This is a genomic window from Pseudomonas fluorescens (genome assembly GCF_902497625.1).
GTDB classification, from domain to species: domain Bacteria; phylum Pseudomonadota; class Gammaproteobacteria; order Pseudomonadales; family Pseudomonadaceae; genus Aquipseudomonas; species Aquipseudomonas fluorescens_BQ.
The window spans coordinates 1-24,443 of sequence record NZ_CABVGX010000066.1; the positions used below are offsets into that span (position 1 = coordinate 1).

Annotated in this window: 21 protein-coding genes and 2 pseudogenes; 5 read left to right on the forward strand and 18 right to left on the reverse strand. The window is 58.8% G+C overall.

All coding sequences use genetic code 11. From position 1 onward, the window contains the following. The 12 genes from F8N12_RS25770 to ccoN (F8N12_RS25825) all read right to left on the reverse strand — a co-directional run. A partial coding sequence (locus tag F8N12_RS25770) for a heavy metal translocating P-type ATPase (RefSeq protein WP_150582900.1) occupies positions 1–2,448 on the reverse strand: 2,448 nt, incomplete at its 3' end. Between the two features lie 147 nt (positions 2,449–2,595). After that, the gene (locus F8N12_RS25775; protein WP_150582901.1) at positions 2,596–3,129 is read right to left on the reverse strand and encodes a FixH family protein; all 534 of its coding nucleotides are present in this window, start codon (positions 3,127–3,129) and stop codon (positions 2,596–2,598) included. Between the two features lie 11 nt (positions 3,130–3,140). After that, complete coding sequence (gene ccoG / locus F8N12_RS25780) at positions 3,141–4,556, reverse strand: cytochrome c oxidase accessory protein CcoG (protein WP_150582902.1); 1,416 nt, start codon at positions 4,554–4,556, stop codon at positions 3,141–3,143. Between the two features lie 276 nt (positions 4,557–4,832). Further along, complete coding sequence (locus tag F8N12_RS25785; RefSeq protein ID WP_150582903.1) at positions 4,833–5,030, reverse strand: hypothetical protein; 198 nt, start codon at positions 5,028–5,030, stop codon at positions 4,833–4,835. A gap of 204 nt (positions 5,031–5,234) precedes the next feature. Continuing rightward, on the reverse strand, positions 5,235–6,218 hold the full coding sequence (ccoP, locus tag F8N12_RS25790; protein ID WP_150582904.1) for a cytochrome-c oxidase, cbb3-type subunit III: 984 nt from the start codon (positions 6,216–6,218) through the stop codon (positions 5,235–5,237). Further along, on the reverse strand, positions 6,215–6,400 hold the full coding sequence (locus F8N12_RS25795; RefSeq protein WP_003175465.1) for a CcoQ/FixQ family Cbb3-type cytochrome c oxidase assembly chaperone: 186 nt from the start codon (positions 6,398–6,400) through the stop codon (positions 6,215–6,217). The genes ccoP (F8N12_RS25790) and F8N12_RS25795 overlap by 4 nt, the downstream gene beginning before the upstream one ends. A 5-nt stretch (positions 6,401–6,405) precedes the next feature. After that, complete coding sequence (gene ccoO, locus F8N12_RS25800) at positions 6,406–7,014, reverse strand: cytochrome-c oxidase, cbb3-type subunit II (protein ID WP_009042961.1); 609 nt, start codon at positions 7,012–7,014, stop codon at positions 6,406–6,408. Continuing rightward, positions 7,014–8,456, reverse strand: coding sequence for a cytochrome-c oxidase, cbb3-type subunit I (gene ccoN / locus F8N12_RS25805; protein WP_150582905.1), 1,443 nt, complete (start codon positions 8,454–8,456; stop codon positions 7,014–7,016). The genes ccoO (F8N12_RS25800) and ccoN (F8N12_RS25805) overlap by 1 nt, the downstream gene beginning before the upstream one ends. A 493-nt stretch (positions 8,457–8,949) precedes the next feature. After that, positions 8,950–9,906 (reverse strand): cytochrome-c oxidase, cbb3-type subunit III, encoded by a 957-nt coding sequence (gene ccoP, locus F8N12_RS25810; RefSeq protein ID WP_150582906.1) that lies wholly within the window; start codon positions 9,904–9,906, stop codon positions 8,950–8,952. Next, on the reverse strand, positions 9,903–10,103 hold the full coding sequence (locus F8N12_RS25815; RefSeq protein WP_150582907.1) for a cbb3-type cytochrome oxidase subunit 3: 201 nt from the start codon (positions 10,101–10,103) through the stop codon (positions 9,903–9,905). The genes ccoP (F8N12_RS25810) and F8N12_RS25815 overlap by 4 nt, the downstream gene beginning before the upstream one ends. Continuing rightward, the gene (gene ccoO, locus F8N12_RS25820; RefSeq protein WP_150582908.1) at positions 10,104–10,712 is read right to left on the reverse strand and encodes a cytochrome-c oxidase, cbb3-type subunit II; all 609 of its coding nucleotides are present in this window, start codon (positions 10,710–10,712) and stop codon (positions 10,104–10,106) included. It abuts the gene before it with no gap. Positions 10,713–10,722: 10 nt separating this feature from the next. Continuing rightward, positions 10,723–12,147: a cytochrome-c oxidase, cbb3-type subunit I gene (gene ccoN / locus F8N12_RS25825; protein WP_150582909.1), complete on the reverse strand. Its 1,425-nt coding sequence runs from the start codon at positions 12,145–12,147 to the stop codon at positions 10,723–10,725. A gap of 96 nt (positions 12,148–12,243) precedes the next feature. Between ccoN (F8N12_RS25825) and F8N12_RS25830 the strand changes: the two genes are divergently transcribed. After that, positions 12,244–12,924, forward strand: coding sequence for an alpha/beta family hydrolase (locus tag F8N12_RS25830; RefSeq protein ID WP_150582910.1), 681 nt, complete (start codon positions 12,244–12,246; stop codon positions 12,922–12,924). Positions 12,925–13,030: 106 nt separating this feature from the next. Here F8N12_RS25830 and F8N12_RS25835 read toward each other — a convergent pair whose 3' ends face one another. From F8N12_RS25835 to F8N12_RS28375, 4 genes and pseudogenes are all read right to left on the reverse strand, one after another. Then, on the reverse strand, positions 13,031–13,492 hold the full coding sequence (locus tag F8N12_RS25835; protein ID WP_150582911.1) for a hypothetical protein: 462 nt from the start codon (positions 13,490–13,492) through the stop codon (positions 13,031–13,033). 272 nt (positions 13,493–13,764) lie between these two features. Beyond that, positions 13,765–15,330: a methyl-accepting chemotaxis protein gene (locus F8N12_RS25840; RefSeq protein ID WP_150582912.1), complete on the reverse strand. Its 1,566-nt coding sequence runs from the start codon at positions 15,328–15,330 to the stop codon at positions 13,765–13,767. A gap of 103 nt (positions 15,331–15,433) precedes the next feature. Beyond that, positions 15,434–16,225: a CPBP family intramembrane glutamic endopeptidase gene (locus F8N12_RS25845; RefSeq protein WP_150582913.1), complete on the reverse strand. Its 792-nt coding sequence runs from the start codon at positions 16,223–16,225 to the stop codon at positions 15,434–15,436. A gap of 136 nt (positions 16,226–16,361) precedes the next feature. Continuing rightward, positions 16,362–16,457, reverse strand: a pseudogene (locus tag F8N12_RS28375) (hypothetical protein); the annotation flags it as partial. Here F8N12_RS28375 and F8N12_RS27990 point away from each other — a divergent pair. Further along, positions 16,435–16,616: pseudogene (locus F8N12_RS27990) on the forward strand (hypothetical protein). The pseudogenes F8N12_RS28375 and F8N12_RS27990 sit on opposite strands and share 23 nt — an antisense overlap. 636 nt (positions 16,617–17,252) lie before the next feature. After that, entirely contained in the window at positions 17,253–17,642 is a 390-nt protein-coding gene (locus tag F8N12_RS25855; RefSeq protein WP_150582914.1) for a colicin-like pore-forming protein, read from the forward strand. A 694-nt stretch (positions 17,643–18,336) separates the two neighbouring features. Here the strand turns inward: F8N12_RS25855 and acnA are convergent. Further along, positions 18,337–21,078, reverse strand: a complete 2,742-nt coding sequence (acnA, locus tag F8N12_RS25860) for an aconitate hydratase AcnA (protein ID WP_150582915.1) — start codon at positions 21,076–21,078, stop codon at positions 18,337–18,339. Positions 21,079–21,288: 210 nt separating this feature from the next. On the opposite strand from acnA, the gene rlmM reads away from it, so the two are divergent. Beyond that, a complete protein-coding gene (gene rlmM, locus F8N12_RS25865) occupies positions 21,289–22,362 on the forward strand; it encodes a 23S rRNA (cytidine(2498)-2'-O)-methyltransferase RlmM (RefSeq protein ID WP_150582916.1) in 1,074 nt (357 codons plus the stop codon). Positions 22,363–22,542: 180 nt separating this feature from the next. Then, the gene (gene tusA / locus F8N12_RS25875) at positions 22,543–22,794 is read left to right on the forward strand and encodes a sulfurtransferase TusA (RefSeq protein ID WP_150582917.1); all 252 of its coding nucleotides are present in this window, start codon (positions 22,543–22,545) and stop codon (positions 22,792–22,794) included. Here tusA and F8N12_RS25880 read toward each other — a convergent pair. Further along, on the reverse strand, positions 22,791–24,200 hold the full coding sequence (locus tag F8N12_RS25880) for an MATE family efflux transporter (RefSeq protein WP_150582918.1): 1,410 nt from the start codon (positions 24,198–24,200) through the stop codon (positions 22,791–22,793). The genes tusA and F8N12_RS25880 overlap by 4 nt on opposite strands. Positions 24,201–24,443: the final 243 nt, after the last annotated feature.

Sequence of the window (24,443 nt, forward strand, 5' to 3'; positions counted from 1 at the left end):
GGCCGGCAGCGGGCGGGTGTGCGCCGTGATGCTGGTGGCGGGCGCGCTCGGCTGGCGAGTCAGGCGCAACGCGTTCAGCACCACGGTCAACGAACTGATGGACATACCGACAGCGGCCCACACCGGCGTGATCCAGCCGAGGGCGGCAAACGGCAACATGAGACCATTGTACAGCCCGGCCCAAAGCAAATTCTCGATGATCACACGGCGCGTTCTTCGAGCGAGACTGAAGGCCTGCACCAACGCGTCGAGCCGATTGGACAACAGCACGGCATCGGCACTGGTTTTCGCCAGATCAGTCGCCGAACCCATCGCCACGCTGATGTCGGCGGCGGCCAGCACCGGCACGTCGTTGACCCCGTCGCCGAGCATCAACACTTTGCGACCCTCCTTGTGCAGCCGCTGCAGCACCTGCAGTTTATCGTCCGGCCGCAATCCACCCCAGGCTTCATCAATGCCCAATTGCTCCGCAACGCTGGCGACCATCGGCGAGCTATCGCCCGACAGCAACAGCGTCCGCCAGCCGCGCGCCTTGCAGGCAGCGAGCAGCGCGGGCGCATCTTCGCGCAAGCGATCGTCGAGCACCAGCCACGCCAGCGGTGCATCCATGTCGCCAAGCAGCAACCATTGGCCGGGTTCGTCGGGCATCGAGGGAACAACGGCGCCACTGAGCTCGCAGACAAATTCTGGCTGACCGATCCGCAGGCGCTGCTCGCCTACCAGGCCTTCAAGGCCCAGTCCCGGCGTGCTATGAACGTCTTCTGCCGCCAGTGGTGCACGGCCAAACGCCCGGGCGATCGGGTGTTCGGAACGATTTTCGAGGGCGGCGGCAAGATTCAGGCATTGATCGCTGTCGAGCGTGCCGAGCGGGCGGATCGCACGCAGGGCCAGGCGACCCTCGGTGAGCGTACCGGTCTTGTCGAAAATCACCGTATCGATCTGATTCAGTCCTTCCAGTACGTGGCCGCGGGTCAGCAGCAAACCGAGTTTGTGCAAGGTGCCGGTGGCGGCGGTGAGTGCGGTCGGTGTGGCCAGGGACAACGCGCACGGGCAGGTCGCGACCAGCATGGCGAGGACGATCCAGAACGCGCGCGAGGAGTCCAGCTCCCACCAGACCAGACCGATGACAGCAGCGGCAATAAGCGACAGCAACAGAAACCATTGCGCGGCCCGGTCGGCAATTTCCGCCAGTCTCGGCTTTTCGGCCTGAGCGCGGTCGAGCAGGCGAACGATCGCTGACAGCCGCGTGTCGTGCCCGAGCGCTAGCACCTGGACGGTCAGCGCGCCTTCCACATTCAACGTGCCAGCGGTGACGGCATCGCCGGGCGTGCGCGGTTGCGGCAGGTATTCGCCGGTCAGCAGGGATTCGTCGACGCTCGACCGCCCCTCGAGAATCTTGCCATCCGCTGGAAGGATCGCGCCGGGGTGCACCAGCACGCGATCACCCACGCACAATTCGCTGAGCAGGATGCGTTCGCTCTGGCCATCGTCGCTCAAGCGCAGGCACGAAGCAGGCAGCAGATTGACCAGTTGCGCGGTGGCGGCAGCGGTTCGCTCGCGGGCGCGGCGCTCCAGATAGCGCCCCGCCAACAGGAACAGCGCGAACATGCCAACCGCGTCGAAATACAGTTCACCCACGCCCGTGATCGAGGTCCAGATGCCGGCGATGTAAGCCCCGCCGATCGCCAGCGACACGGACACGTCCATGGTCAAATGCCGGGTGCGCAAATCCCGCATCGCGCCTTTGAAGAAGGGCGCGCAACTGTAGAACACGATCGGTGTGGTCAGGAACAGCGCCACCCAGCGCAGGATGGTGTGCAGTTCGGGGCTGAGATCGATGTTGAATTCCGGCCAGGTCGCCATGGTCGCCATCATCGCCTGAAACCACAGCAGGCCGGCCACGCCGAGTTGGCGCAGCGCCTGGCGATTCTCGCTGGCCAGTTGTTCACTGGCGCGGTCGGCTTGATAGGGGTGGGCGGCGTAGCCGATCTGGCGCAATTCGCTCAGCACCTGGCTCAGCGGCAACTGTGCATCGGCCCAGCGCACATGCAGGCGGTGGTTGGACAGGTTCAAGCGCGCTTCGGCGACTGCGGGCAAGCTGCGCAAGTGTTTTTCGATCAGCCAGCCGCACGCGGCGCAACTGATGCCTTCCATCAACAGGGTGGTTTCGGCGAGGTCGCCGTCGTGATGGACGAAAGGTTGTTGTACGTCGGCGCGATCATACAAAGCCAGCTCATCGACCAGTTGCACGGGCAAGCCTTCTGGATTGGCCGAGGCTTCACTGCGATGCTGGTAATAATTTTCCAGCCCCCCGGCCACAATCGCTTCGGCCACCGCTTGGCAACCCGGACAGCAGAACTCGCGGGTTTCGCCGAGGACGGCGGCGGTGAAGCGGCTGCCGGCCGGCACGGGCAGGGCGCAGTGGTAGCAGGGGGTTGGCGTGGTCATTATTGAATCGTATCGTCCGCAAAGGCCTCATACCGTAGAAGTTGAGGAGTGAAACGAGGGTGCGATCTTTTGATGTTGGTTAACAAAAGCAAGATCAGAGGATCGCAGCCTCGTTTCACTCGACAGCTCCTACAGGTCCCACAGACCCTACAGGTCCTCAGCGCCTTGCAGCGGTTCGTCGCCCAGCAGCAGGTCCTTGTCGTGGCTGACCTGTTCTTCCTCGAACATGCGCCAGGTCTGGCCGTCCTGCACGCCCAGCAGCTCGACAAAGCGCCGACCTTCAACTTTGTCATTCACCTGGCCGATGTAGCGACCTGGCTCTGAGCCGCTCTGCACAAGGCTGATCTTGCGATCTTTTTCCGGCTGCGTCGGCGAAATCAGGTTCAGCTCCAGACTGGCCGGTTGGCTGTTGCCTTTCAGGCGCACATCGACTTCACCGGTGACGTCGTCCAGGTGCACGCTGGCGCGCAGCAAAAGGGTCTGCGCCAGCAATTCGCGGTCCAGTGACCGGTTGATGCCTTTGCCGGCTTCGTAATAATTGTCGTTGACCAGGTTGTCCGGATTTTTCACCGCGATGGTCACCATCGACAGGGTCAGCGTCACCGAGCACGCGAGGATGGCAATGATGATCCATGGCCAAAGATGCTTGTACCAAGGGCTTGCGGCGTTTGTTGCAGGCATGTTCACTTCTCTCAACGAATTTGTGGGCCGATGAATCGGCTCTTGGCTTCAACGTGGATCCCGGCGTCATCGGCATCCTTGAGGATGAATGTCACCTCGTTGGTGCTCGACGGCAGTTTTTCCGGGGCCATGGAAAGCTCTACCGGCTGACTGAAGATCTCCCCGGCAGCAACTTTTATTTCGCGTCTGCCCTGTAGTTTCAGATCCGGCAGGCCGACCGCTTCCAGCAGGTAGGTGTGATCGCGCTGGTCTTTGTTCATGATCTTCAGGCTGTACACGTTCTCGATCCGGCCCTCGGCGTTTTCGCGATACAGCACACGGTCTTTGCTGACGTCGAAACCCACCAGCGAACGCATGAAAAACGCGCCCGCCAACAGCGCCATCATGGCCAGCAAAACCACGGCGTAACCGATCAGGCGCGGTCGCAGTTTATTGGTTTTCTGCCCGGACAGGTTGTGCTCGGTGGTGTAGCTGATCAGGCCGCGGGGGTAGTCCATCTTGTCCATGATGCTGTCGCAGGCATCGATACAGGCGGCACAGCCGATGCACTCGACTTGCAGGCCATCTCGAATATCGATGCCGGTAGGGCAGACTTGAACGCACATCGTGCAGTCTATGCAATCGCCCAGGCCCATGGCCTTGTAGTCGACGCCTTTCTTGCGCGGACCACGGGACTCGCCTCTGCGCGGATCGTAGGAAACGATCAAGGTGTCCTTGTCGAACATCACGCTCTGGAAACGCGCGTACGGGCACATGTAGATGCACACCTGCTCACGCAGCCAGCCGGCATTGCCGTAGGTGGCGAGGGTGAAGAAGCCGACCCAGAAATACGACCAGCCATCGGCCTGACCGGTGAAGAAGTCGATGGTCAATTCGCGGATCGGCGAGAAGTAGCCGACGAAAGTCATGCCAGTGGCGAAGCCGATCAGCAACCACAAGGTGTGTTTGCTGAATTTTCGCAAGAACTTGCTGGCACTCATCGGCGCCTTGTCCAGCTTGATGCGCTGGTTGCGGTCGCCCTCGGTGACCTTCTCGCACCACATGAAAATCCAGGTCCAGACGCTCTGCGGGCAGGTGTAACCGCACCAGATGCGGCCGGCATAGACGGTGATGAAGAACAGACCGAAGGCACTGACGATAAGAATGCCCGAGAGCAGGATGAAATCCTGTGGCCAGAAGGTCGCACCGAAGATGAAAAACTTGCGTTCCGGTAGATTCCACCAGACTGCCTGATGACCGCCCCAATTCAGCCAGACCGTACCGAAGTACAGCAGAAAAAGACCGGCGCCGCCGATCATGCGCAAGTTGCGGAACAGGCCGGTGAAGGCGCGGGTGTAGATTTTTTCTCGCGATGCGTAAAGATCGACGGTTTTGCTCGCGTCTTTGGCAGGCGGAGTGACGTCGTGTACCGGAATCTGGTTGCTCATCGGTTGCATCCCACGGCAGTGGAAAAATGCCCCGGTCAGTACATGCCGACCGCGGTCAAAAAGAGGTGTTGCAGTGGCGCAATGATACGCCTGTCGCTCTAGGTCAAGGGTGCGACCTTTGGTCGCGTTGGGGAAAAAACCTGAATGGTGTAGCGAATGTAACAAAACATGATGCAGGTCAATTGACTATAGCCGATGACCGCTGTGCACCCGCGTTGCAGGTCGCCGAATGCGGCAGAAAGCGCAGCGAGTCTCCGCTGCGCTCGTGGATCACCCTTAGAGGATGTTTCCTTGCCCCAGGCTGTCGATCCCGCCGGAGAAACTGGCGCGACGTTGCGATGCTTCCACCGCGTCAGGTTTCTCGGGGGTTTCAGCGTCAGTGACGACCAGATCGACCTGCGGAACGGTTTCTTCCTTGGTCGGCTCAGGCAGTACTGGGCCTTTGCAGATATCGTTGCTGTGATGATGAGACATTGGCTTGTTCCTTTTTAATGAAGAGTCACTTCCTTGTCCTGGCAGACGTGCTTCATGCCAGTCCCCAGGTCGCTCGACGTTAGTACTGAAGCGCCTGAATGCCTACCGAATTTAGGTTTCAGTTTATAAAAGCGCCGCTGTAACAAAAACGGCCCCGTCCATTCATATGGGCGGGGCCGTTGAATATTGCTTCAGGCGTTTGCCTTATTGCTTATCTTCCGCCGGAGCTTTCTCGCCATGCGAGAGGCTGTAGACGTAAGCGGCCAGCAGATGAACCTTGTCGTTGCCTTGTAGCTCTTGCTGCGCAGGCATCTGGCCCTGACGGCCATAACGGATGGTCTGCTGCAGTTGGGCGAAGCTCGAACCGTAGATGAACGCGCCGGGGTGGGTCAGGTCGGGTGCGCCCATTGCCGGCGTGCCTTTGCCCGCAGGACCGTGGCAAGCCACGCAGTTGGCCGCGAACAGTTTCTGGCCGTTGGCAGGGTCAGCCTTGGCACCTTCCGGCAGCTTGCGGCCATCCAGGCTGGTCACGACAAACGCAGCAACGTCCGCCACGCCTTGTTCGCCGATCACTTCCGCCCACGCCGGCATCACCGCATGACGACCGCCCATGATGCTGGTCTTGATGGTTTCCGGCTCACCGCCCCAGCGCCAGTCGGCGTCGGTCAGGTTCGGGAAGCCATAAGCGCCCTTGGCGTCGGAGCCGTGGCAGACCGAACAGTTGGAGGCGAACAGACGGCCACCCATCTTCAGGGCTTGCGGGTCCTTGGCCACTTCTTCAATAGGCATGGAAGCGAACTTGGCGAAGATCGGCCCGAAACGGGCGTCCGACCTGGCCATTTCCTTTTCCCACTCGTGAACGCCGGTCCAGCCGGTCTGGCCATTGGCGAACGCGGTCTGCTTTTCGTTATCGAGGTAGTTGTACCCCGGCAACAGGCCTTTCCAGTTACCCAGGCCCGGGTACAGCACCAGGTAACCCAGGGCGAAGATGATGGTGCCCACGAACAGCATGAACCACCATTTTGGCAGCGGGTTGTCGTACTCCTCGATCCCGTCGAAAGAGTGGCCGACTGTTTCTTCCGTCTGCTCGGCGCGCTGCCCCTTACGGGTGGACAGCAGCAGCCAGGTCAGGGCGAAGATGGTGCCGAGACTGAGGACTGTGACGTACAGACTCCAGAACGTAGTCATTCTTTGTTACTCCTAGAAGCTTGCTCGACGTGCTTGATGGCTTCGGGGTCATCCGCGAAAGGCAGCAAGGTCGCGTCTTCAAACTCCGACTTGCGCTTGGGACTGAACACCCACAACGCCAGACCGATGAAGGCCACCATTACAACAACGGTGCCCAGGCCACGAATCATCCCGATATCCATCTAAATCACCGTTTGCTTTTGATGATGGTGCCCAGGCCTTGCAGATAGGCCACCAGCGCGTCCATTTCGGTTTTGCCCTTCACGGCATCCTTGGCACCGGCGATGTCTTCGTCGGTGTAAGGGACGCCGAGCGTGCGCAAGACTTCCATTTTCTTCGCGGTGTCTTTGCCGTCGAGCTTGTTTTCCACGAGGAACGGGTAAGCCGGCATTTTCGACTCCGGCACTACGTTGCGCGGGTTGTACAAATGCGCACGCTGCCAGTCATCGGAGTAACGACCGCCGACACGGGCCAGATCCGGCCCGGTGCGTTTGGAACCCCACAGGAACGGGTGATCCCAGACGCTTTCTCCAGCGACGGAGTAGTGGCCGTAGCGCTCGGTTTCAGCACGGAACGGGCGGATCATCTGCGAGTGGCAGCCGACACAACCGTTGGCGATGTAGACGTCGCGGCCTTCCAGTTCAAGCGCGGTGCGAGGCTTCATGCCTTCGACCGGCTTGTTGGTGACGTCCTGGAAAAACAGTGGAACGATTTGCGTCAGGCCGCCGATGCTGACGGCGATGACCATGAAGAAGGCCAGCAGGCCAATATTCTTCTCGACTGCTTCATGCTTCATCAGTGAGCTCCAACTACAGCAATCTGTTCAGCAGCTTCGGCTTCAGCCGGGTTCGAGGCACGTACGGTACGCCATACGTTGTAGGCCATGAACAGCATGCCGCTGGCGAAGAACGCACCGCCCAGGGCGCGGACGATGAAGCCAGGGTGACTGGCTTGCAGCGCTTCGACGAACGAGTAGGTGAGGGTGCCGTCATCGTTGATTGCACGCCACATCAGCCCCTGGGTAATGCCGTTGACCCACATTGAGGCGATGTAGAGCACGGTACCGATGGTCGCGAGCCAGAAGTGCGTGTTGATCAGGGCGATGCTGTGCATCTGCGCACGACCGAACAGTTTCGGGATCATGTGGTAGATGGCGCCGATCGAGATCATCGCTACCCAGCCAAGCGCGCCGGCGTGTACGTGGCCGATGGTCCAGTCGGTGTAGTGCGAGAGCGAGTTGACGGTCTTGATGGCCATCATCGGGCCTTCGAAGGTCGACATACCGTAGAACGCCAACGAGACGACCAGGAAGCGCAGGATCGGGTCGGTGCGCAATTTATGCCAGGCGCCCGACAGGGTCATCATGCCGTTGATCATGCCGCCCCAGCTTGGCGCCAGCAGGATGATCGACATCGCCATGCCCAGCGACTGCGCCCAGTCCGGCAGCGCGGTGTAGTGCAAGTGGTGAGGGCCGGCCCAGATGTACAGGGTGATCAGCGCCCAGAAGTGCACGATGGACAGACGATAGGAGTAGATCGGACGCTCGGCCTGCTTCGGTACGAAGTAGTACATCATCCCGAGGAAGCCGGTGGTCAGGAAGAAGCCCACCGCGTTGTGACCGTACCACCACTGGATCATCGCGTCCGTCGCACCCGAGTAGGCGGAGTAGGACTTGAACAGGCTGACCGGCAGCGAAGCGTGGTTGACGATGTGCAGCATCGCCGTCACGACAATGAAAGCACCGTAGAACCAGTTACCGACATAGATGTGCTTGGTCTTGCGTTTGACGATGGTGCCGAAGAACACCAGCGCGTAAACAATCCACACGATTGCCAGCAGAATCGCCAGTGGCCACTCCAGCTCGGCATATTCCTTGGTGGTGGTCAGACCCATCGGCAGGGTGACGATCGCGCCGATGATTACTGCTTGCCATCCCCAGAAGTGGAAGGCCGCAAGGCTGTCGGAAATCAGTCGCGTTTGGCAGGTTCGCTGCACGACGTAATAAGAAGTGGCAAACAGTGCACAACCACCGAAGGCGAAAATCACCAGGTTGGTGTGCAACGGGCGCAGGCGTCCAAAGCTCGTCCATGCCAGACCGAAGTTCAACTCCGGCCAGACCAGTTGCGAGGCGATGAAGACACCGAGCCCCATGCCAAGGATCCCCCAGACCACCGTCATGATGGCGAACTGGCGGACTACCTTATAGTTATAAGCAGTCGGACTGATTGCTGTGCTCATTCTAAGGTTCCACGGTTTAGGTGTTTTATTAGGAGTAAAAATCGGCCGCAAGTATGTAGAAAGCGGGGGGTCATTGCAACGCGCCATGACCTGCGTCAATGCTTTCAGAAGCTGATTCTGCGGCCTTTCCATGCGCCGCGTAAGGGCAAAATTACCCATGGACAAAATGCCGCAGTGAGCGAACAGGATGGAGGGGTCATGTCATCTGTAACGGGGTGTGTTCAAACGCGGAGGGCAGGGGGCTGTAAGCAATCAGCACGATAGCCGTTAACTACCTGCCTTTGCGGCCTGCTATCGAGCAAATGTTTCAAACACCTCAGGTGAAAACGACCTCTAATCGGCAGATGTCCGCCCGCATCGGGGAAGCTTAGACCCGAATGCGGGGAACCGAAAGGCGTACGAAGGGAGGGTGTGACAAAAGGAAGCAGCTGCAAGTTGCAAGCTGCAAGCTACAAGAGGGGGCACTTGTCGCTTGCAGCCGTCGCTTTTGCTTTTACTGGCCGCTTGTAGCTTGAAACTTGCCGCTCAACTGCTCCTCCCCCTTCGAAAGGCTGTAAACGTAAGCTGCGAGCAGTTGTACCTTATCGTTGCCGAGCAACTCGTTCTGCGCCGGCATATGGCCCTGGCGGCCATGACGAATCGTTTGCTCGAGCTGCGTCAGGCTGGTGCCGTAGATAAAGCCGGCCGGGTGCGTCAGGTTTGGCGCGCCCATGGCCTCGGTGCCCTGGCCGTTCGCACCGTGACAGGCCACGCAGGTGGCGCTGAACGCTTGCTGACCGGCTTGCAGGTCGGCCTTGTCATCCGCCGGCAGCGGCAGTCCTGCCAGTTCGTGACGCACATAGGCGGCAACGTTCTTGACGCCGTTTTCACCGAGAATTTCGCCCCAGGCCGGCATCGCCGCCATGCGCCCGCCCATGATGGTGGTCTTGATCATCTCGGCATTGCCGCCCCAGCGCCAGTTGCTATCAGCCAGGTTGGGGAAGCCGAACGCGCCCTTGGCATCCGAGCCGTGGCACACCGAACAATTGGAGGCAAACAGGCGTCCGCCCATTTTCAGCGCTTGTGGGTCCTTGGCCACTTCTTCCACGGGCATCGACGCAAATTTAGCGTAGATCGGCCCAAACCTGGCGTCGGCCTTGCTCATTTCCTTTTCCCACTCGTGCACCCCGGTCCAGCCATCTTCATAGCCAGGCAGGATGCCTTTCCAGTTGCCCAGGCCCGGGTACAGCACCAGGTAACCGACCGCAAACACCAGGGTCCCGGCAAACAGCATGAACCACCACTGCGGCAGCGGATTGTCGTACTCCTCGATGCCGTCGAAGCTGTGGCCCATGGTTTGGTCGACGCTGCCCTTGGTTTCGCCCTTGCGCGTGCCGATCAGCAGCCAGGTCAGACCGATCAGGCTGCCGATGGTCAGTACGCAGATCCACGTACTCCAGAAAGTGGTCATGGCCGGGTGCTCCTTGTTGGCGCAGATTCTGGGGGGCTGTCAGGTTGCGGCTCGTCGGCAAACGGCAACAGGCGCGCTTCGGCGAACTCCGGATTGCGCTTGTTATTGAATACCCACAGAGTCAGGCCGACGAAGGCCACGAACACCACGACCGTGCCCAGGCCGCGGATCATTCCAGTGCTCATATCAAACATCACTCACCTCTTGCTCTTGATGGCAGTGCCGAGCACTTGCAGGTAAGAAACCAGCGCGTCCATTTCGGTCTTGCCCTCGAGGCTGGCGACCGCGCCGCTGACGTCGTCATCGGTGTATGGCACGCCTAGGGTGCGCATGGTGCGGATCTTGGTTTCGGTATGGCTGCTGTCAACCGCCTGCGTGACCAGCCAGGGGTAGGCCGGCATCTTCGACTCGGGCACTACGTTGCGCGGGTTGTACAAATGCGCACGATGCCAGTCATCCGAGTAGCGGGCGCCCACCCGCGCCAGGTCCGGACCGGTGCGCTTGGAGCCCCACAGGAACGGGTGATCCCACACGCTTTCTCCGGCCACCGAGTAATGCCCGTAGCGTTCGGTCTCCGCGCGGAACGGCCGGATCATCTGCGAATGGCAACCGACGCAGCCTTCACGGATGTAAATGTCGCGGCCTTCCAGTTGCAGTGCGGTATACGGCTTCATGCCTTCCACCGGTTTATTGGTCACGTCCTGAAAGAACAGCGGGACGATCTGGGTCAGTCCGCCGACGCTCACGGCCAGGACCATCAGCAGCATCAGCAGGCCGACGTTTTTCTCGATTGTTTCGTGTTTCATGGCGGACTCCTCAAGCCATCTGCGCAGCAGCGGCGACTTCGGCAGGCTGCGAGGCCCGCACGGTGCGCCAGGTGTTGTAGGCCATCAGGAACATGCCGCTGAGAAAGATCGCGCCACCGACCAGTCGCACGACAAAGCCCGGGTGGCTGGCCACCAGGGTTTCGACGAAGGAGTAGGTCAGCGTGCCGTCTTCGTTGATCGCGCGCCACATCAGGCCCTGGGCGATGCCGTTGACCCACATCGAGGCGATGTAGAGCACGGTGCCGATGGTGGCAAGCCAGAAGTGCGCGTTGATCAGGCCGATGCTGTGCATCTGCGCGCGGCCGAAAATTTTCGGAATCATGTGGTACAGCGCGCCGATCGAAATCATCGCCACCCAGCCGAGTGCGCCGGCGTGAACGTGACCGATGGTCCAGTCGGTGTAGTGGGAGAGGGCGTTAACGGTCTTGATCGCCATCATCGGCCCTTCGAAGGTCGACATGCCGTAGAACGCCAGCGACACCACGAGGAAGCGCAGGATCGGATCGCTGCGCAACTTATGCCAGGCGCCTGACAGCGTCATCATGCCGTTGATCATGCCGCCCCAGCTCGGTGCCAGCAGGATCAGCGACATCACCATGCCCAGCGACTGCGCCCAGTCCGGCAGCGCGGTGTAGTGCAAGTGGTGCGGACCGGCCCAGATGTACAGGGTGATCAGCGCCCAGAAGTGCACGATCGACAGGCGATAGGAATACACCGGCCGCTCGGCCTGCTTGGGTACGAAGTAATACATCATGCCGAGGAAGCCGGCGGTGAGGAAAAAGCCCACGGCGTTGTGGCCGTACCACCACTGAACCATGGCGTCGGTCGCACCGGCGTACACCGAGTACGACTTGGTGAAACTCACCGGCAATTCAACGTTGTTGACGATGTGAAGAATCGCCACGGTGATGATGAAGGCCCCGAAAAACCAGTTGCCGACGTAGATGTGTCTGGTCTTGCGCTGCATGATCGTGCCGAAGAACACCACGGCGTAGGCGACCCAGACAATGGTGATCAGGATGTCGATCGGCCATTCCAGCTCGGCGTATTCCTTGGAACTGGTGTAGCCCAGCGGCAGGCTGATGGCCGCCAGCAGGATCACCACTTGCCAACCCCAGAAGCAGAACGCGGCGATTTTCGGTGCAAACAACTGCGTCTGGCAGGTGCGCTGGACCGAGTAGAACGAACTGGCGAACAGTGCGCAGCCGCCAAAGGCAAAGATCACTGCGTTGGTGTGCAATGGGCGCAGGCGGCCGAAGCTGGTCCACGGCAAATCGAAATTGAGTTCCGGCCAGACCAATTGAGCCGCGAGAAAAACCCCGAGCCCCATGCCGACGATGCCCCACACCACCGTCATAATGGCGAATTGGCGGACCACCTTGTAGTTGTAGGCGGTACTGATAGAAGTGTTCATGGTTCCCCATCCACGGTTCAGCCGAAGTGATCGCGCTTGTGATAAAGCAGCGCGTCCCTCGTCTGGAGTTATAGGCAGACTAAAAGCGAGGCAAGCATGACCAAACAGCACAAGGCCAGTATTGACGCGGATCAATGGGCGCAGTGCGTGCGTGAACATGGTTGGCGATGGGACGCAGCTGCGGCACCGGCATCGGCCACGCTGATTCTGGCCCATGGCGCCGGCGCGCCGATGGACAGTGCCTGGATGAACGACATGACTGCTCGCCTTGCTGCGCACGGGGTCAACGTGGTGCGCTTTGAGTTTCCGTACATGGCGCAACGGCGTGTCGATGGCGGCAGACGCCCACCCAATCCAGCGCCGAAACTGCTGGAATGCTGGCGTGAGGTGTATGCCGTGGTGCGACGCCATGTCACTGGGCCGCTGGCGGTTGGCGGCAAGTCCATGGGCGGGCGGATGGCCAGTCTGCTCGCGGATGAATGGGGCGCGGATGCGCTGGTGTGCCTGGGTTATCCCTTTTACGCGGCGGGGAAGCCGGAGAAACCTCGGATCGAGCATCTGGCTGGTCTCAAGACGCCGACGTTGATAGTGCAAGGCGAAAGAGATGCACTGGGCAATCGCGAGACGGTGGGCGCCTATGAGTTGTCAGGCCAGATCGAGGTCTTGTGGCTGGCCGCAGGGGATCATGACTTGAAGCCGTTGAAGGTTTCGGGATTTACCCATGAGCAGCATCTGGCGGCGGCAGCGCAGGCCGTGGCAAGGTTATTAAAGCAATGAACGCGCCCAAGGCCGCGTTCGGACGGTCTTTTGACATTGACCGGCAAAAAAACCGCAAGCCTGTTGGCGATGGATTTGGGCACCGCCAACATCATTCGCATTTAAGCTAGAAGCTATCGTCGAAACTCAAACGGAACTCACCTTGAAGCGGTTGCCCAGGGTCGCGGATCACGCATTCAAAGGATCCAGTTGCCTTGTTGGTCATCGAGTTCAGGCAGACTGTCAGCTTTGGAGCGTGACCGTAGATCGTCTCGATTTTTTCCGGGTGCCCTGGTGCGACCTCCACTCCGTAAGAGTAAATAAACACCAAGCCGTCTTTTTGCGTGAACGTCTTCGGATAATCCGTAAGTTCGGACCTGGGCATGCTCAACCGAAGCGCGAAAAATGGAAGTGCAAACTCAGAGCCAAGACTACCGGCAAATACCCAGCGATGGGGTTCGGTACGCTGATCGATGTAAAAGACACTGTGGTCCGCATCGCTTCGTTCACTTGGGTTGAACCACCAGAACTGGTCGTCAGTTGCGCAGGCGTGTCTCTTCATTTCAGCGATGTAATCTACCGATGCCATGGTCGTTACCTCTCCTCAGGGAAAACCTGAAACTAGGATTCTCGAGGGCTATCGTCAACGGTCAGAAGTAACAGGTTGACACGCGCTATTACTGGTTATTGCCTGAGTGAACCTGCTCGCGATCGCTGTCTGTCGGACACTGGCAATCTCCAGCAATAAAAAACCCGAACGCTTTCGCTGTCCGGGTTTCTTCGAATGTGCAGCAAGATCAAAAAAGCGCAGCCTGCAGCAGCTCCCGCAGGGGAGCGCGAACGGCATGCGATCTTTTGCTTTTAACGGTTAAACCGCTCTACCAGCGAATACTGGGTATTCGCCGTCTTTGTCAGCTCTTCACTCAGCAACGCCGAGTGTTGCGCCTGTTCCGAGGTCTGGTCGGCCAGTTGCGAAATATTGCTGATGTTGCGACTGATCTCCTCGGCCACTGCGCTTTGCTCTTCCGTTGCCGCCGCAATCTGCGTGGTCATGTCGGTGATGTTTGCCACCGCTTCGCTGATCCCCACCAGCGCCTGATCCGCTTCCAGCACTCGCGCCACGCCTTCCTCAGCCTGGCGATGCCCGGCTTCCATGGTTTGCACGGCAGTGCTGGCGGTGTGCTGCAACTTGGCGATCAACGCGTGAATCTGCCCGGTCGATTCGCTGGTGCGCTGCGCCAGCTGCCGAACTTCGTCAGCCACCACCGCAAACCCTCGACCCATCTCTCCGGCACGCGCCGCTTCGATCGCGGCGTTGAGTGCCAGCAAGTTGGTCTGGTCGGCGATGCCTTTGATCACGTCGACTACGCCACCGATTTCATCGCTGTCCTTGGCCAGCTGCGTGACGGTTTGGCCGGTTTCGCCCACCACCACCGACAGACGCTGAATGGCGTCGCGGGTTTCCCCGGCAATGTCGCGACCGCGCCCGGTCAGTCGGTTGGCTTCCTGAGTGGCGTCGGCGGTGCGCTGCACGTGGCTGGCCACTTCTTGGGTGGTGGCGGCCATCTGATTGACTGCGGTGGCGACCTGTTCGGTTTCCACCCGCTGACGTTCCAGCCCGGTCGAGCTGTTATGCGCGAGGGTGTCGGACTGTCTGGCTTGTTCAGTCAGGTGCTCGGCCGTGTCCTGCAGACGGGTCAGGCAGGTTCTCAGGCGAGCTTCCTGACTGAGGATCGACATTTCCAGACGCGCCTGGGCACCGCGGCTGTCGGTGTACATCTGCGCGATCAGTGGGTCGGAGGTGGTCTGCTCGGCCAGGCGCAGCAAGCGCTTGAGGCCGCGCTGTTGCCAGCTCAAGCCCAGCAGGCCCAGTGGTACCGACAGGCCTGCGGCCAAAGCAAAGCCCCATTGTGAGGTGAGCGTCGCGCCGATCATGAAGCTCAGCTGGCTGACCAGGATGAACGGCAGCCAGTCCTGAAGCACCGGCAGCCATTTGTCCGTCGAAGGAATGGCCGACTTGCCCTGGTTGATGCGTTGATAAAGCGCTTCGGCACGGCGGATCTGTTCGGCAGTCGGTTTGACCCGCACCGATTCATAGCCAACCACCTGTTTGCCTTCGAACACCGGCGTCACGTAGGCGTTGACCCAATAATGGTCGCCGGTCTTGCAGCGATTCTTGACGATGCCCATCCATGGCAGGCCTTGTTTCAATGTGCCCCACATATGCGCAAACACCGCAGCCGGCACGTCGGGGTGACGTACCTGGTTATGCGGCGCACGGATCAGCTCATCACGCGAAAACCCGCTGATCTCGACGAAAGCGTCGTTACAGTAGGTGATCACGCCTTTGGCATCGGTGGTGGAAATCAACCGCTGCTGAGCCGGAAAAGTCCGTTCGCGTTGTGTAACAGGCTGGTTGTTGCGCATGGCTTTTTCAATCCGTGAGGCTTTGATAGGTTGTCGGCGCCGTCAGGTATTTATTGAAATTATTTTTCGATAATCAGTGGCGCGTCGCAGAACCAGCCTTGCCTCAGCCGGCGAGCATCGGGTAGGTGAACAGCGCGAAATGCAGCAGATTCAGGCCAAAATGAGTGGCGACGGCCGCCGCGAGCCCACCGAAACGGTAAGCCAGCCCATAACCCAGCCCGGCCAGCCCGGACAGCAACACCCACTGCCAGCCGGCGCCCGCGTGCACCAAGGCAAACAGCAAAGAGGCGAGCAGCAGTGCCAGATCCTCGCCATGAGCCAGGTGCTTGAAACGCCGGCTCAGACCGCCCTGGATGTAGCCGCGAAACAGTGCCTCCTCGACCAGCGTCACCAGCAGCAGGTTATTGAGCAACCACAGCCACGCCTGATCCGGCCATTTGGGCGCCCAGCTGATCAGCCCCAGCAACAGCGCGCCACCGAGTGCCAGCACGCTGCTCAACACCAGCCCCAGCGCCGTCGCATAACAGCAAAGGCGCAACGAACGCCGGCAGACTATCCATGGGCAGACCAGCAATAGCCAGAAACCAATCAGCGGTTTGTCCAGGTTCAGGTACATGGCGAACCGCACCGCATCATCGGTAAAACGCTGTGGCGCGATCACGCGACCATTGTAGAAACCCGGCAGCCAGTGCAACGCCAGGGCCAATGCCATGAACAGGAACAGCGCATGACCGAGGTACGGCGCGATGCGGATCTCACGCTGCCGCACGGCGATGCCGGCGATCAGCAGCAACAACACGGAAAGGGTGGCCAGCCAGCTCAGATGGCCGTAGACCAGCGCAAGTCCGTAGCCGAGGGAGAGGAGGGTGAGGAACGTCCATGGCAGGGCAGGCATTTGATGTCCTAGTGTCAAGATTGCGCAGGCATCACAGGGGGGAAATTGTGTTACTCACGAAACGGTGTCGGAGTATAGGGACCTGCGCCCATAAACAAAAACACCGCCCGAAGGCGGTGTAGTTTTCAGCGGACAATCACGACGCAATCAACTGCCGCAGCACGTAATGCAGAATCCCTCCCGACTTGAAGTATTCCACTTCATTCAATGTGTCGATCCGGCCCAGCACCTCCCTCAATCGAGCAACTGCCGCACGAACTGCGCAGCAACTCACGATTGCACCGCTCACGCTGTGACCAACCCACGCCTTGGCGAGCGCCTGCAAGATCTCGAGCCACGAGATGTGAGTCGAATAAAAATCGGCCATTACGAAAAGGGATACACGATATGAGATTCCACGATCTACCTGTTGCGCCTGCGGCACACCCGCAACGTTTTGTAGCATGGGGAAAGGCGGCAAACCTACCCCCAAGAGGTGTGTGGAAATAGCGGCTCTGTTACTCAGCAAGCGGGTGCCGTTGATGGCGCGGTCGCCATGGGACGCATCATCTCGATCACGTTGCAAATCCATCATCAATTAATTTATCCAGGTCGTTATTACGAATGGTAACGATTTACATCTGGCAGAGTTTCTTATATCACTGCACAGTCCATAACTGGTATCGGAAGCTAAACCTGTATCCGCGAGTTTTTTGCTGACTTCACCTGAAACAGAGCTTGTCAATTAGCCTGTTCGTCCCGATTTTTTTCAACTTTATAATCTAAAAGGAATTTAATATGTCTGGGGCTGGACTCTATTTAGGGCCACATGAGAAGAAAGGGCCAGGTTCTTACGAGATGGGGTCTGTGCATATTAACGCGCCACGGTTGCCTTCATTTAATGGTAGTCAGGGATTATATATAAATACTGGAATTGGTGATGAGAATCGTAGAGGAAGTAGCTTGGGATCAGGCAAGCTGAGTCCTTTAACGCCCTTTATATGGGATGATTTCATGGGCATACATCGCGATTATCAGTTGGTGATCGATAACGAGTTCGACTGTTGTAGATGCACTCAATGCGTTAGATAAAGCTAGCTTTGCTGATAACGTGAACCGGTTGGGAAAGGCATTCGGCGTTGTCGGGAAAATTGTTCAGGCAGAGTCCATTCGTGAAAAAACGGTTATTGGGTTTGAGACGGGGGACTGGAAGCCACTCGGAGTAGAAATTGAAGCCTTGGCCATTGGCTCTTTAGCCGCTTTTGCAGCAGGCGCTTTTTTGGCGACTGTATTTGCCATGATGGGAGCACTTGTTATTATAAGCGTTCCATTTATTGCTGTGGTAATGGCTCTATCCGCAGCGTATTTTGACGCGGAAAGAATTGATGAGATAAATAGCTACTTTTTAAACTTGGCAGTCGGTCCCGGCGAAGCTTAAGTATATAGTATTTTTAGTGTCTCACGCCCTCGACATGCTGTGTCGAGGGGGTTTTTTGGAAAATCTAGTTCAGAAGGGGCAATAACATGAAGTTCGTCAGAATGAACGTGCCTTACATATTTGCGGTTTTGACATGTGTCCCGATTTTTGTACTAATTTTTATTGTGCCTGTAAGTGCTGATACAGAGCTGTTTCAAATGATTGAAATGATTATTGATCATTATCTTTTTGGGAAAGTTGGAATGTAGTCTTCAACATTTCCTCTGGGTTCTAAAATAATCACGAATTATTGGTGTTTGGTGATGCCTGTTTTTTCTGCAGTATTCACGTACAGAGTGTTGCAGCTCTCCAATTGCCAGCGAGAAATGTACCACGGTCACTCTATCAGGAAATTAATTTTTCTCATTGCGGCAATGGTCTTGATGCTGGTCTTTTTTCTTTATATTTCATATATGTGGATAATACGGATTTGGCGAGTGCTGGCAGGCGTTTCGCCGTACTTGGTAAATACAAAGTCACCTATGCTCTGTTTGTTTCTGGTATTTTGTTCGCGGCTTATATGTTGATGGTCGTGTCTTATATAATATTCAGATTTTTTCCTCCGGTTATTCTTGCGAGGATACGAGCGACTAAGTGATTGCCATATTGAGGAGTAAGAAGTAAGGGGGACGTGTACGCCCCCCTCCTGCTGCATTTAAGACGCAATCAGTTGCCGCAGCACGTAATGCAGAATCCCGCCCGACTTGAAGTATTCCACTTCATTCAATGTGTCGATCCGGCAGAGCACTTCGACTTGTTCGCGGCCCCCGTCTTCGCGGGTGATCACCAGCGTCAGGTTCATTCTCGGCGTCAGTTCAGCACCCGTCAGGCCGAGAATATTCAGCGTCTCTTTGCCAGTGAGGTTCAGGCTCTTGCGGTTCTGATCCAGTTTGAACTGCAGCGGCAGCACGCCCATACCTACCAGGTTGGAGCGATGGATTCGCTCGAAGCTTTCGGCGATGACCGCTTTCACACCGAGCAGGTTGGTACCCTTGGCCGCCCAGTCACGGCTGGAGCCTGTGCCATATTCTTGTCCGGCAATTACCACCAGGGGCGTGCCTGACGCCTGATAACGCATGGCGGCATCGTAGATCGGCATGCGTTCGCCGGTTGGAATGTGGATCGTGTTGCCGCCTTCCTCGCCACCCAGCATCTCGTTGCGTATGCGGATGTTGGCGAAGGTGCCGCGCATCATCACTTCATGGTTGCCGCGCCGCGAACCGTAGGAGTTGAAGTCACGCGGCTCCACGCCTTTGTCGCGCAGGTACTGGCCGGCGGGGCTGTCGGTCTTGATGTTACCGGCAGGCGAGATGTGGTCAGTGGTCACCGAATCGCCGAGCAGCGCAAGCACCCTGGCCCCCGAAACATCCTCCACCAGTGGCGGCGGACCACCAATGTCATCAAAAAATGGCGGATGCTGGATGTACGTCGAATCGTCCTGCCAGACATACGTTGCCGCCTGCGGCACTTCAATCGCTTGCCATTGCTCGTCGCCGGCAAACACTTGCGCATATTCCTTGTGGAACATGGCGGTATTGACCTGATTGACCGCTTCGGCGATTTCTTCGCTGCTGGGCCAGATATCGCGCAGGTAGACCGGGTTGCCATCTTTGTCATTGCCCAGTGGCTCGCTGCTGATGTCGGTGCGCACTGTACCGGCCAACGCGTAAGCGACCACCAATGGCGGCGAGGCCAACCAGTTGGTTTTTACCAACGGATGCACGCGTCCTTCAAAGTTGCGGTTACCCGACAGCACTGAAGCGACGGTCAGGTCAGCCTTTTGAATGGCTTTCTCAATAGGTTCCGGCAACGGTCCGGAGTTGCCGATGCACGTCGTGCAGCCATAACCGACCAGATCGAAACCGAGTTGGTCCAGATACTGGGTCAGTCCGGCCGCTTTGTAATAGTCGGTGACCACTTTCGAACCGGGTGCGAGCGAGCTCTTCACCCAGGGTTTGCGGGTCAGGCCTTTTTCCACGGCTTTTTTCGCCACCAGCCCGGCGGCCATCATCACGCTCGGATTGGAGGTGTTGGTGCAGGAGGTGATTGCAGCAATCACCACCGCGCCGTTCTTTAACCGATAGGTATGGCCGTCGTATTCGTAATCAGTCTCGCCGACGAGATCGGCGTTACCCACTGCAACACCGCCGCCGCCTTCACTTTCCAGGCGACCTTCTTCCTTGCTGGCGGGTTTGAACTGCAGGTCGATGAAGTCATTGAACGCTTGCGCGACATTGGGCAGCGAGACGCGGTCCTGCGGGCGTTTCGGCCCGGCCAGGCTCGCTTCGACGCTGCCCATGTCCAAAGACAGGCTGTCGGTGAACGCCGGTTCGGTACCGGGTAGCCGCCACAGACCTTGTGCTTTGCTGTAGGCCTCGACCAGTTTCACCGTTTCCAGCGGGCGACCGGACAGGCGCAGGTATTCCAGGGTCACGTCATCGACCGGGAAGAAACCGCAGGTAGCGCCGTATTCCGGGGCCATGTTAGCGATGGTGGCGCGGTCGGCCAAAGGCAGGTCGGCGAGGCCGTCACCGTAAAACTCGACAAATTTGCCCACCACGCCTTTCTTGCGCAGCATCTGCGTGACGGTCAACACCAGGTCGGTCGCGGTAATACCTTCGCGCAATTTGCCCGTGAGTTTGAAGCCGATCACTTCCGGAATCAGCATCGACACCGGTTGGCCGAGCATCGCCGCTTCCGCTTCAATGCCGCCGACACCCCAGCCGAGGACGCCAAGGCCATTGATCATCGTGGTGTGAGAATCGGTACCCACCAGCGTGTCGGGGAATGCGTAGGTGCGACCGTCTTCATCCTTGGTCCAGACTGTGCGGCCGAGGTATTCGAGGTTCACCTGGTGGCAGATACCGGTACCCGGGGGCACTACGCTGAAATTGTCGAAGGCATTCTGGCCCCAGCGCAGGAAAGCGTAGCGCTCGCCATTGCGCTGCATTTCGATGTCGACGTTCTGCTCGAACGCGCTGGCGCTGCCGAACCTGTCGACCATCACTGAGTGGTCGATGACCAGATCCACCGGCGACAGCGGATTGATCCGCTGCGGGTCGCCGCCAGCCTTGGCCATCGCCGCGCGCATGGCGGCGAGGTCGACAACTGCGGGCACGCCGGTAAAGTCCTGCATCAAAACCCGCGCCGGGCGGTACTGAATTTCCCGGTCAGACCGACGCTCCTTGAGCCAGGCGGCGATTGCCTGGAGATCAGCGCCGGTGACAGTTTTCTCATCTTCCCAACGCAGCAGGTTCTCCAGCAAGACCTTCAGCGACATCGGCAGTTTGTCGAGATTACCCAGGCTCCTGGCGGCGTCGGGCAGGCTGAAATAATGGTAGGTTTTGTCGTCGACTTGTAAGGTTTTAAGACTATTCAGGCTATTAACAGAAGGCATTACGATCACTCCTTTGAGTCCGCACGGCTACGGACTGAGGGGACGGGCAGAGCATTAAAACTAGCCCTGTTTTAAGTAGCTGGCTAATAACTGGACTCTATGAGCGCGTCCAGGGTTCCGAACTCGGCTATCATGCGCCGTTTTTCGTGACAGGCTTTGCTACAGGGCAAGTTTGCGCATCGTTGGTTTGCCGATTGCCCAGGAGATTTGATGAACACCCTCTTTATGCATTGCCGACCGGGCTTCGAAAGCGAAGTCTGCTCGGAAATTTCCGAGCATGCCGCGCGGCTGAACGTGGCCGGTTATGCCAAAGCCAAGACCGCCAGCGCCTGCGCCGAATTCATCTGCACCGAAGAAGACGGCGCCGAACGCTTGATGCGCGGTCAGCGTTTCGCCGAGCTGATATTCCCGCGCCAGTGGGCGCGCGGAGCGTTCATTGATTTACCGGAAACCGATCGCATCAGCGTGATCCTTGCGCACATGGCCGATTTTCCGTTGTGCGGCAGTTTGTGGCTGGAAATGGTCGACACCAACGACGGCAAGGAACTGTCGAATTTCTGCAAAAAGTTTGAAGGCCACCTGCGCAAGGCGCTGATGGCGGCTGGCAGACTGGTGGACGATGCGCACAAGCCGCGTTTGTTGCTGACATTCAAGAGTGGGCGTGAAGTGTTCATGGGCCTGGCCGAGTCGAACAACTCGGCGATGTGGCCGATGGGCATTGCGCGCCTGAAGTTTCCGCGTGAGGCACCAAGCCGCTCGACGCTGAAGCTGGAAGAGGCGTGGCACCACTTCATCCCGCGTGATCAGTGGGACGAACGTCTGCACAGCGACATGACCGGCGTCGACCTCGGCGCCGCGCCTGGCGGCTGGACCTGGCAGCTGGTCAATCGTGGCATGCTGGTGACGGCCATTGATAACGGTCCAATGGCCGAGAGCCTGATGGAAACAGGTCTGGTGCAACACCTGATGGCCGATGGCTTCACCTTCAAGCCTCGCCAGCCGGTGGACTGGATGGTTTGCGACATCGTCGAAAAACCTGCGCGCAATGCGGCGATGCTGGAAGAATGGATCGGCGAGGGACATTGTCGCGAGGCGGTGGTCAATCTCAAGTTGCCGATGAAGCAGCGCTACGCCGAAGTGAAACGCTTGCTCGAACGCATCGCCGAAGGTTTCAAGGAACGCGGGATCCGGGTCGAGATCGGTTGCAAGCAGCTGTATCACGATCGGGAAGAAGTGACCTGCCATTTGCGTCGGCTGGATGTGAAGAAACCGAAATCCCGCTGACTGGACGCAAACCAGTGTGGGAGCGAGCTTGCTCGCGAATGCGGACGGACACTCAAAATTATAGTCGACTGAGCCACCGCATTCGCGAGCAAGCCCGCTCCCACAGGGGATGGCGTGATGCAACAGATGACCGATCACCCGGCATTGCGCGACAATGCCGGCCAGTTTCAGGAGTGAATCATGAGTGAAATGCTAGATACGCCGGTAGACGGCACCCTCGACGCCACCGGCCTCAACTGCCCGGAACCGGTGATGATGCTGCACCAGCACATCCGTGACCTGACGCCCGGCGGCTTGCTCAAGGTAATCGCCACCGACCCGTCGACCCGTCGCGATATTCCCAAGTTTTGCGTATTCCTCGACCACGAGCTAGTCGCGCAGCACGAAGAGGACGGCACCTACCTCTACTGGATTCGCAAGAAACTCGCTTAACCCGCCGAACTGCTGATGCGGATCCGCTTGCGTGCACTGCGCGTCAGGCGGATCGACAGCATCAGCGCCGCGCAACTCAATCCCACGATCAAACCCTGCCACAGCCCGCTCGGGCCGCTCGGCGCGCCGAACCAATCGGTCAAGCCAAGAATGTAGCCCACCGGCAAACCGATGCCCCAATAGGCAAAGAGGGTCAGGATCATCGTCACCCGCGTGTCCTGATAGCCGCGCAGCGCGCCGGCCGCCGTCACCTGGATCGCGTCGGAAAACTGGAACAGCGCCGAGTACACGATCAGCATCGCCGCCACTTGAATCACCGTCGGATCAGCCGTGTAAATGGTTGCGATCTGCTCGCGCAACAACAGCATCATGCTCGCGGAAATGCACGCATACGCCAGCGCCGTGCCCATGCCAACACCGGCAGCGAAGCGCGCTTCACGCGGCTGCTGACGCCCTAGCGCCTGACCGACGCGCACGGTGACGGCCATGCCCAGGGAGTAGGGGATCATGAACACCAGCGAGCTGAAATTCAGCGCGATCTGGTGCCCGGCAACCACCGTCGCGCCGAGGCTGCCGATCAACAACGCGATCACCGCGAAGATGCTCGACTCGGCAAACACCGCGATGCCGATGGGCAAACCAATGCTCAGCAGACGCTTGATCACCGTCCATTGCGGCCAGTCGAAACGGCTGAACAGTTGACTCGACTGATACACCGGCGCCCAGCGTTCCCATCCCGCCATGCCCAGCGCCATCACCCACATGACAATGGCCGTCGCCCAGCCGCAACCGACGCCGCCCATGGCCGGCACGCCAAAATGGCCATAAATGAAAATGTAGTTAAGCGGAATATTCAGCGCCAGCCCGCACAGGCCAAGGACCATCGCCGGCCGCGTGCGCCCGAGCCCGTCACTGAAGCAGCGCAGTACATGATAAATCGCCACCGCCGGCAAGCCGCTGGCGATGCCGTGCAGGTATTGCATGCAGGGGCCGATCAGTTCGGGATCGACGTTCATGATGTGCAGAATCGGCTCGGCGCCAAGCAACATGGCGGTCGCCAGCACGCCCACGACCAGCGCCAGCCACAGGGCCTGGCGCACGATCGGACCAATCTCGCTGTGGGTGCCGGCACCGAAGCGCTGGGCGACTTTCGGCGTGGTCGCCAGCAGCGTGCCGGTCATCAATAGAAATACCGGCACCCAGATCGAGTTGCCCAGGGCCACCGCCGCCAGATCGCGCGGCCCGACTCGGCCGGCCATCACTGCGTCGACGAAACCCATCGCGGTCGTCGCCAGCTGCGCAACCATGATCGGTAGCGCCAGGCCGAGCAGGTTTTTCAGCTCCAGGCGAACCCGGGCAGGGCGGGTGAGGGGGGCGGCGTCAGAGCGTTCGGTCACGGAATTCAAGGGCAGAGCGTCCAGAAAAATTTATGCACAAAGGCGGCGCATTCTACGCCTTGACGCATCGGTCAGGAAAAGACCTGTGTTAGCGATTTGTAATCACCTTCGAACGTGTCTCGACCCCTGTGGCGAGGGGACTTGTCCCCGTCGGGCTGCGAAGCAGTCCCCTCCCATGCGAGCGACCCGGTTTCAATAGATACACCTGAGGGCTGCTTCGCAGCCCAACGGGGACAAGTCCCCTCGCCACAA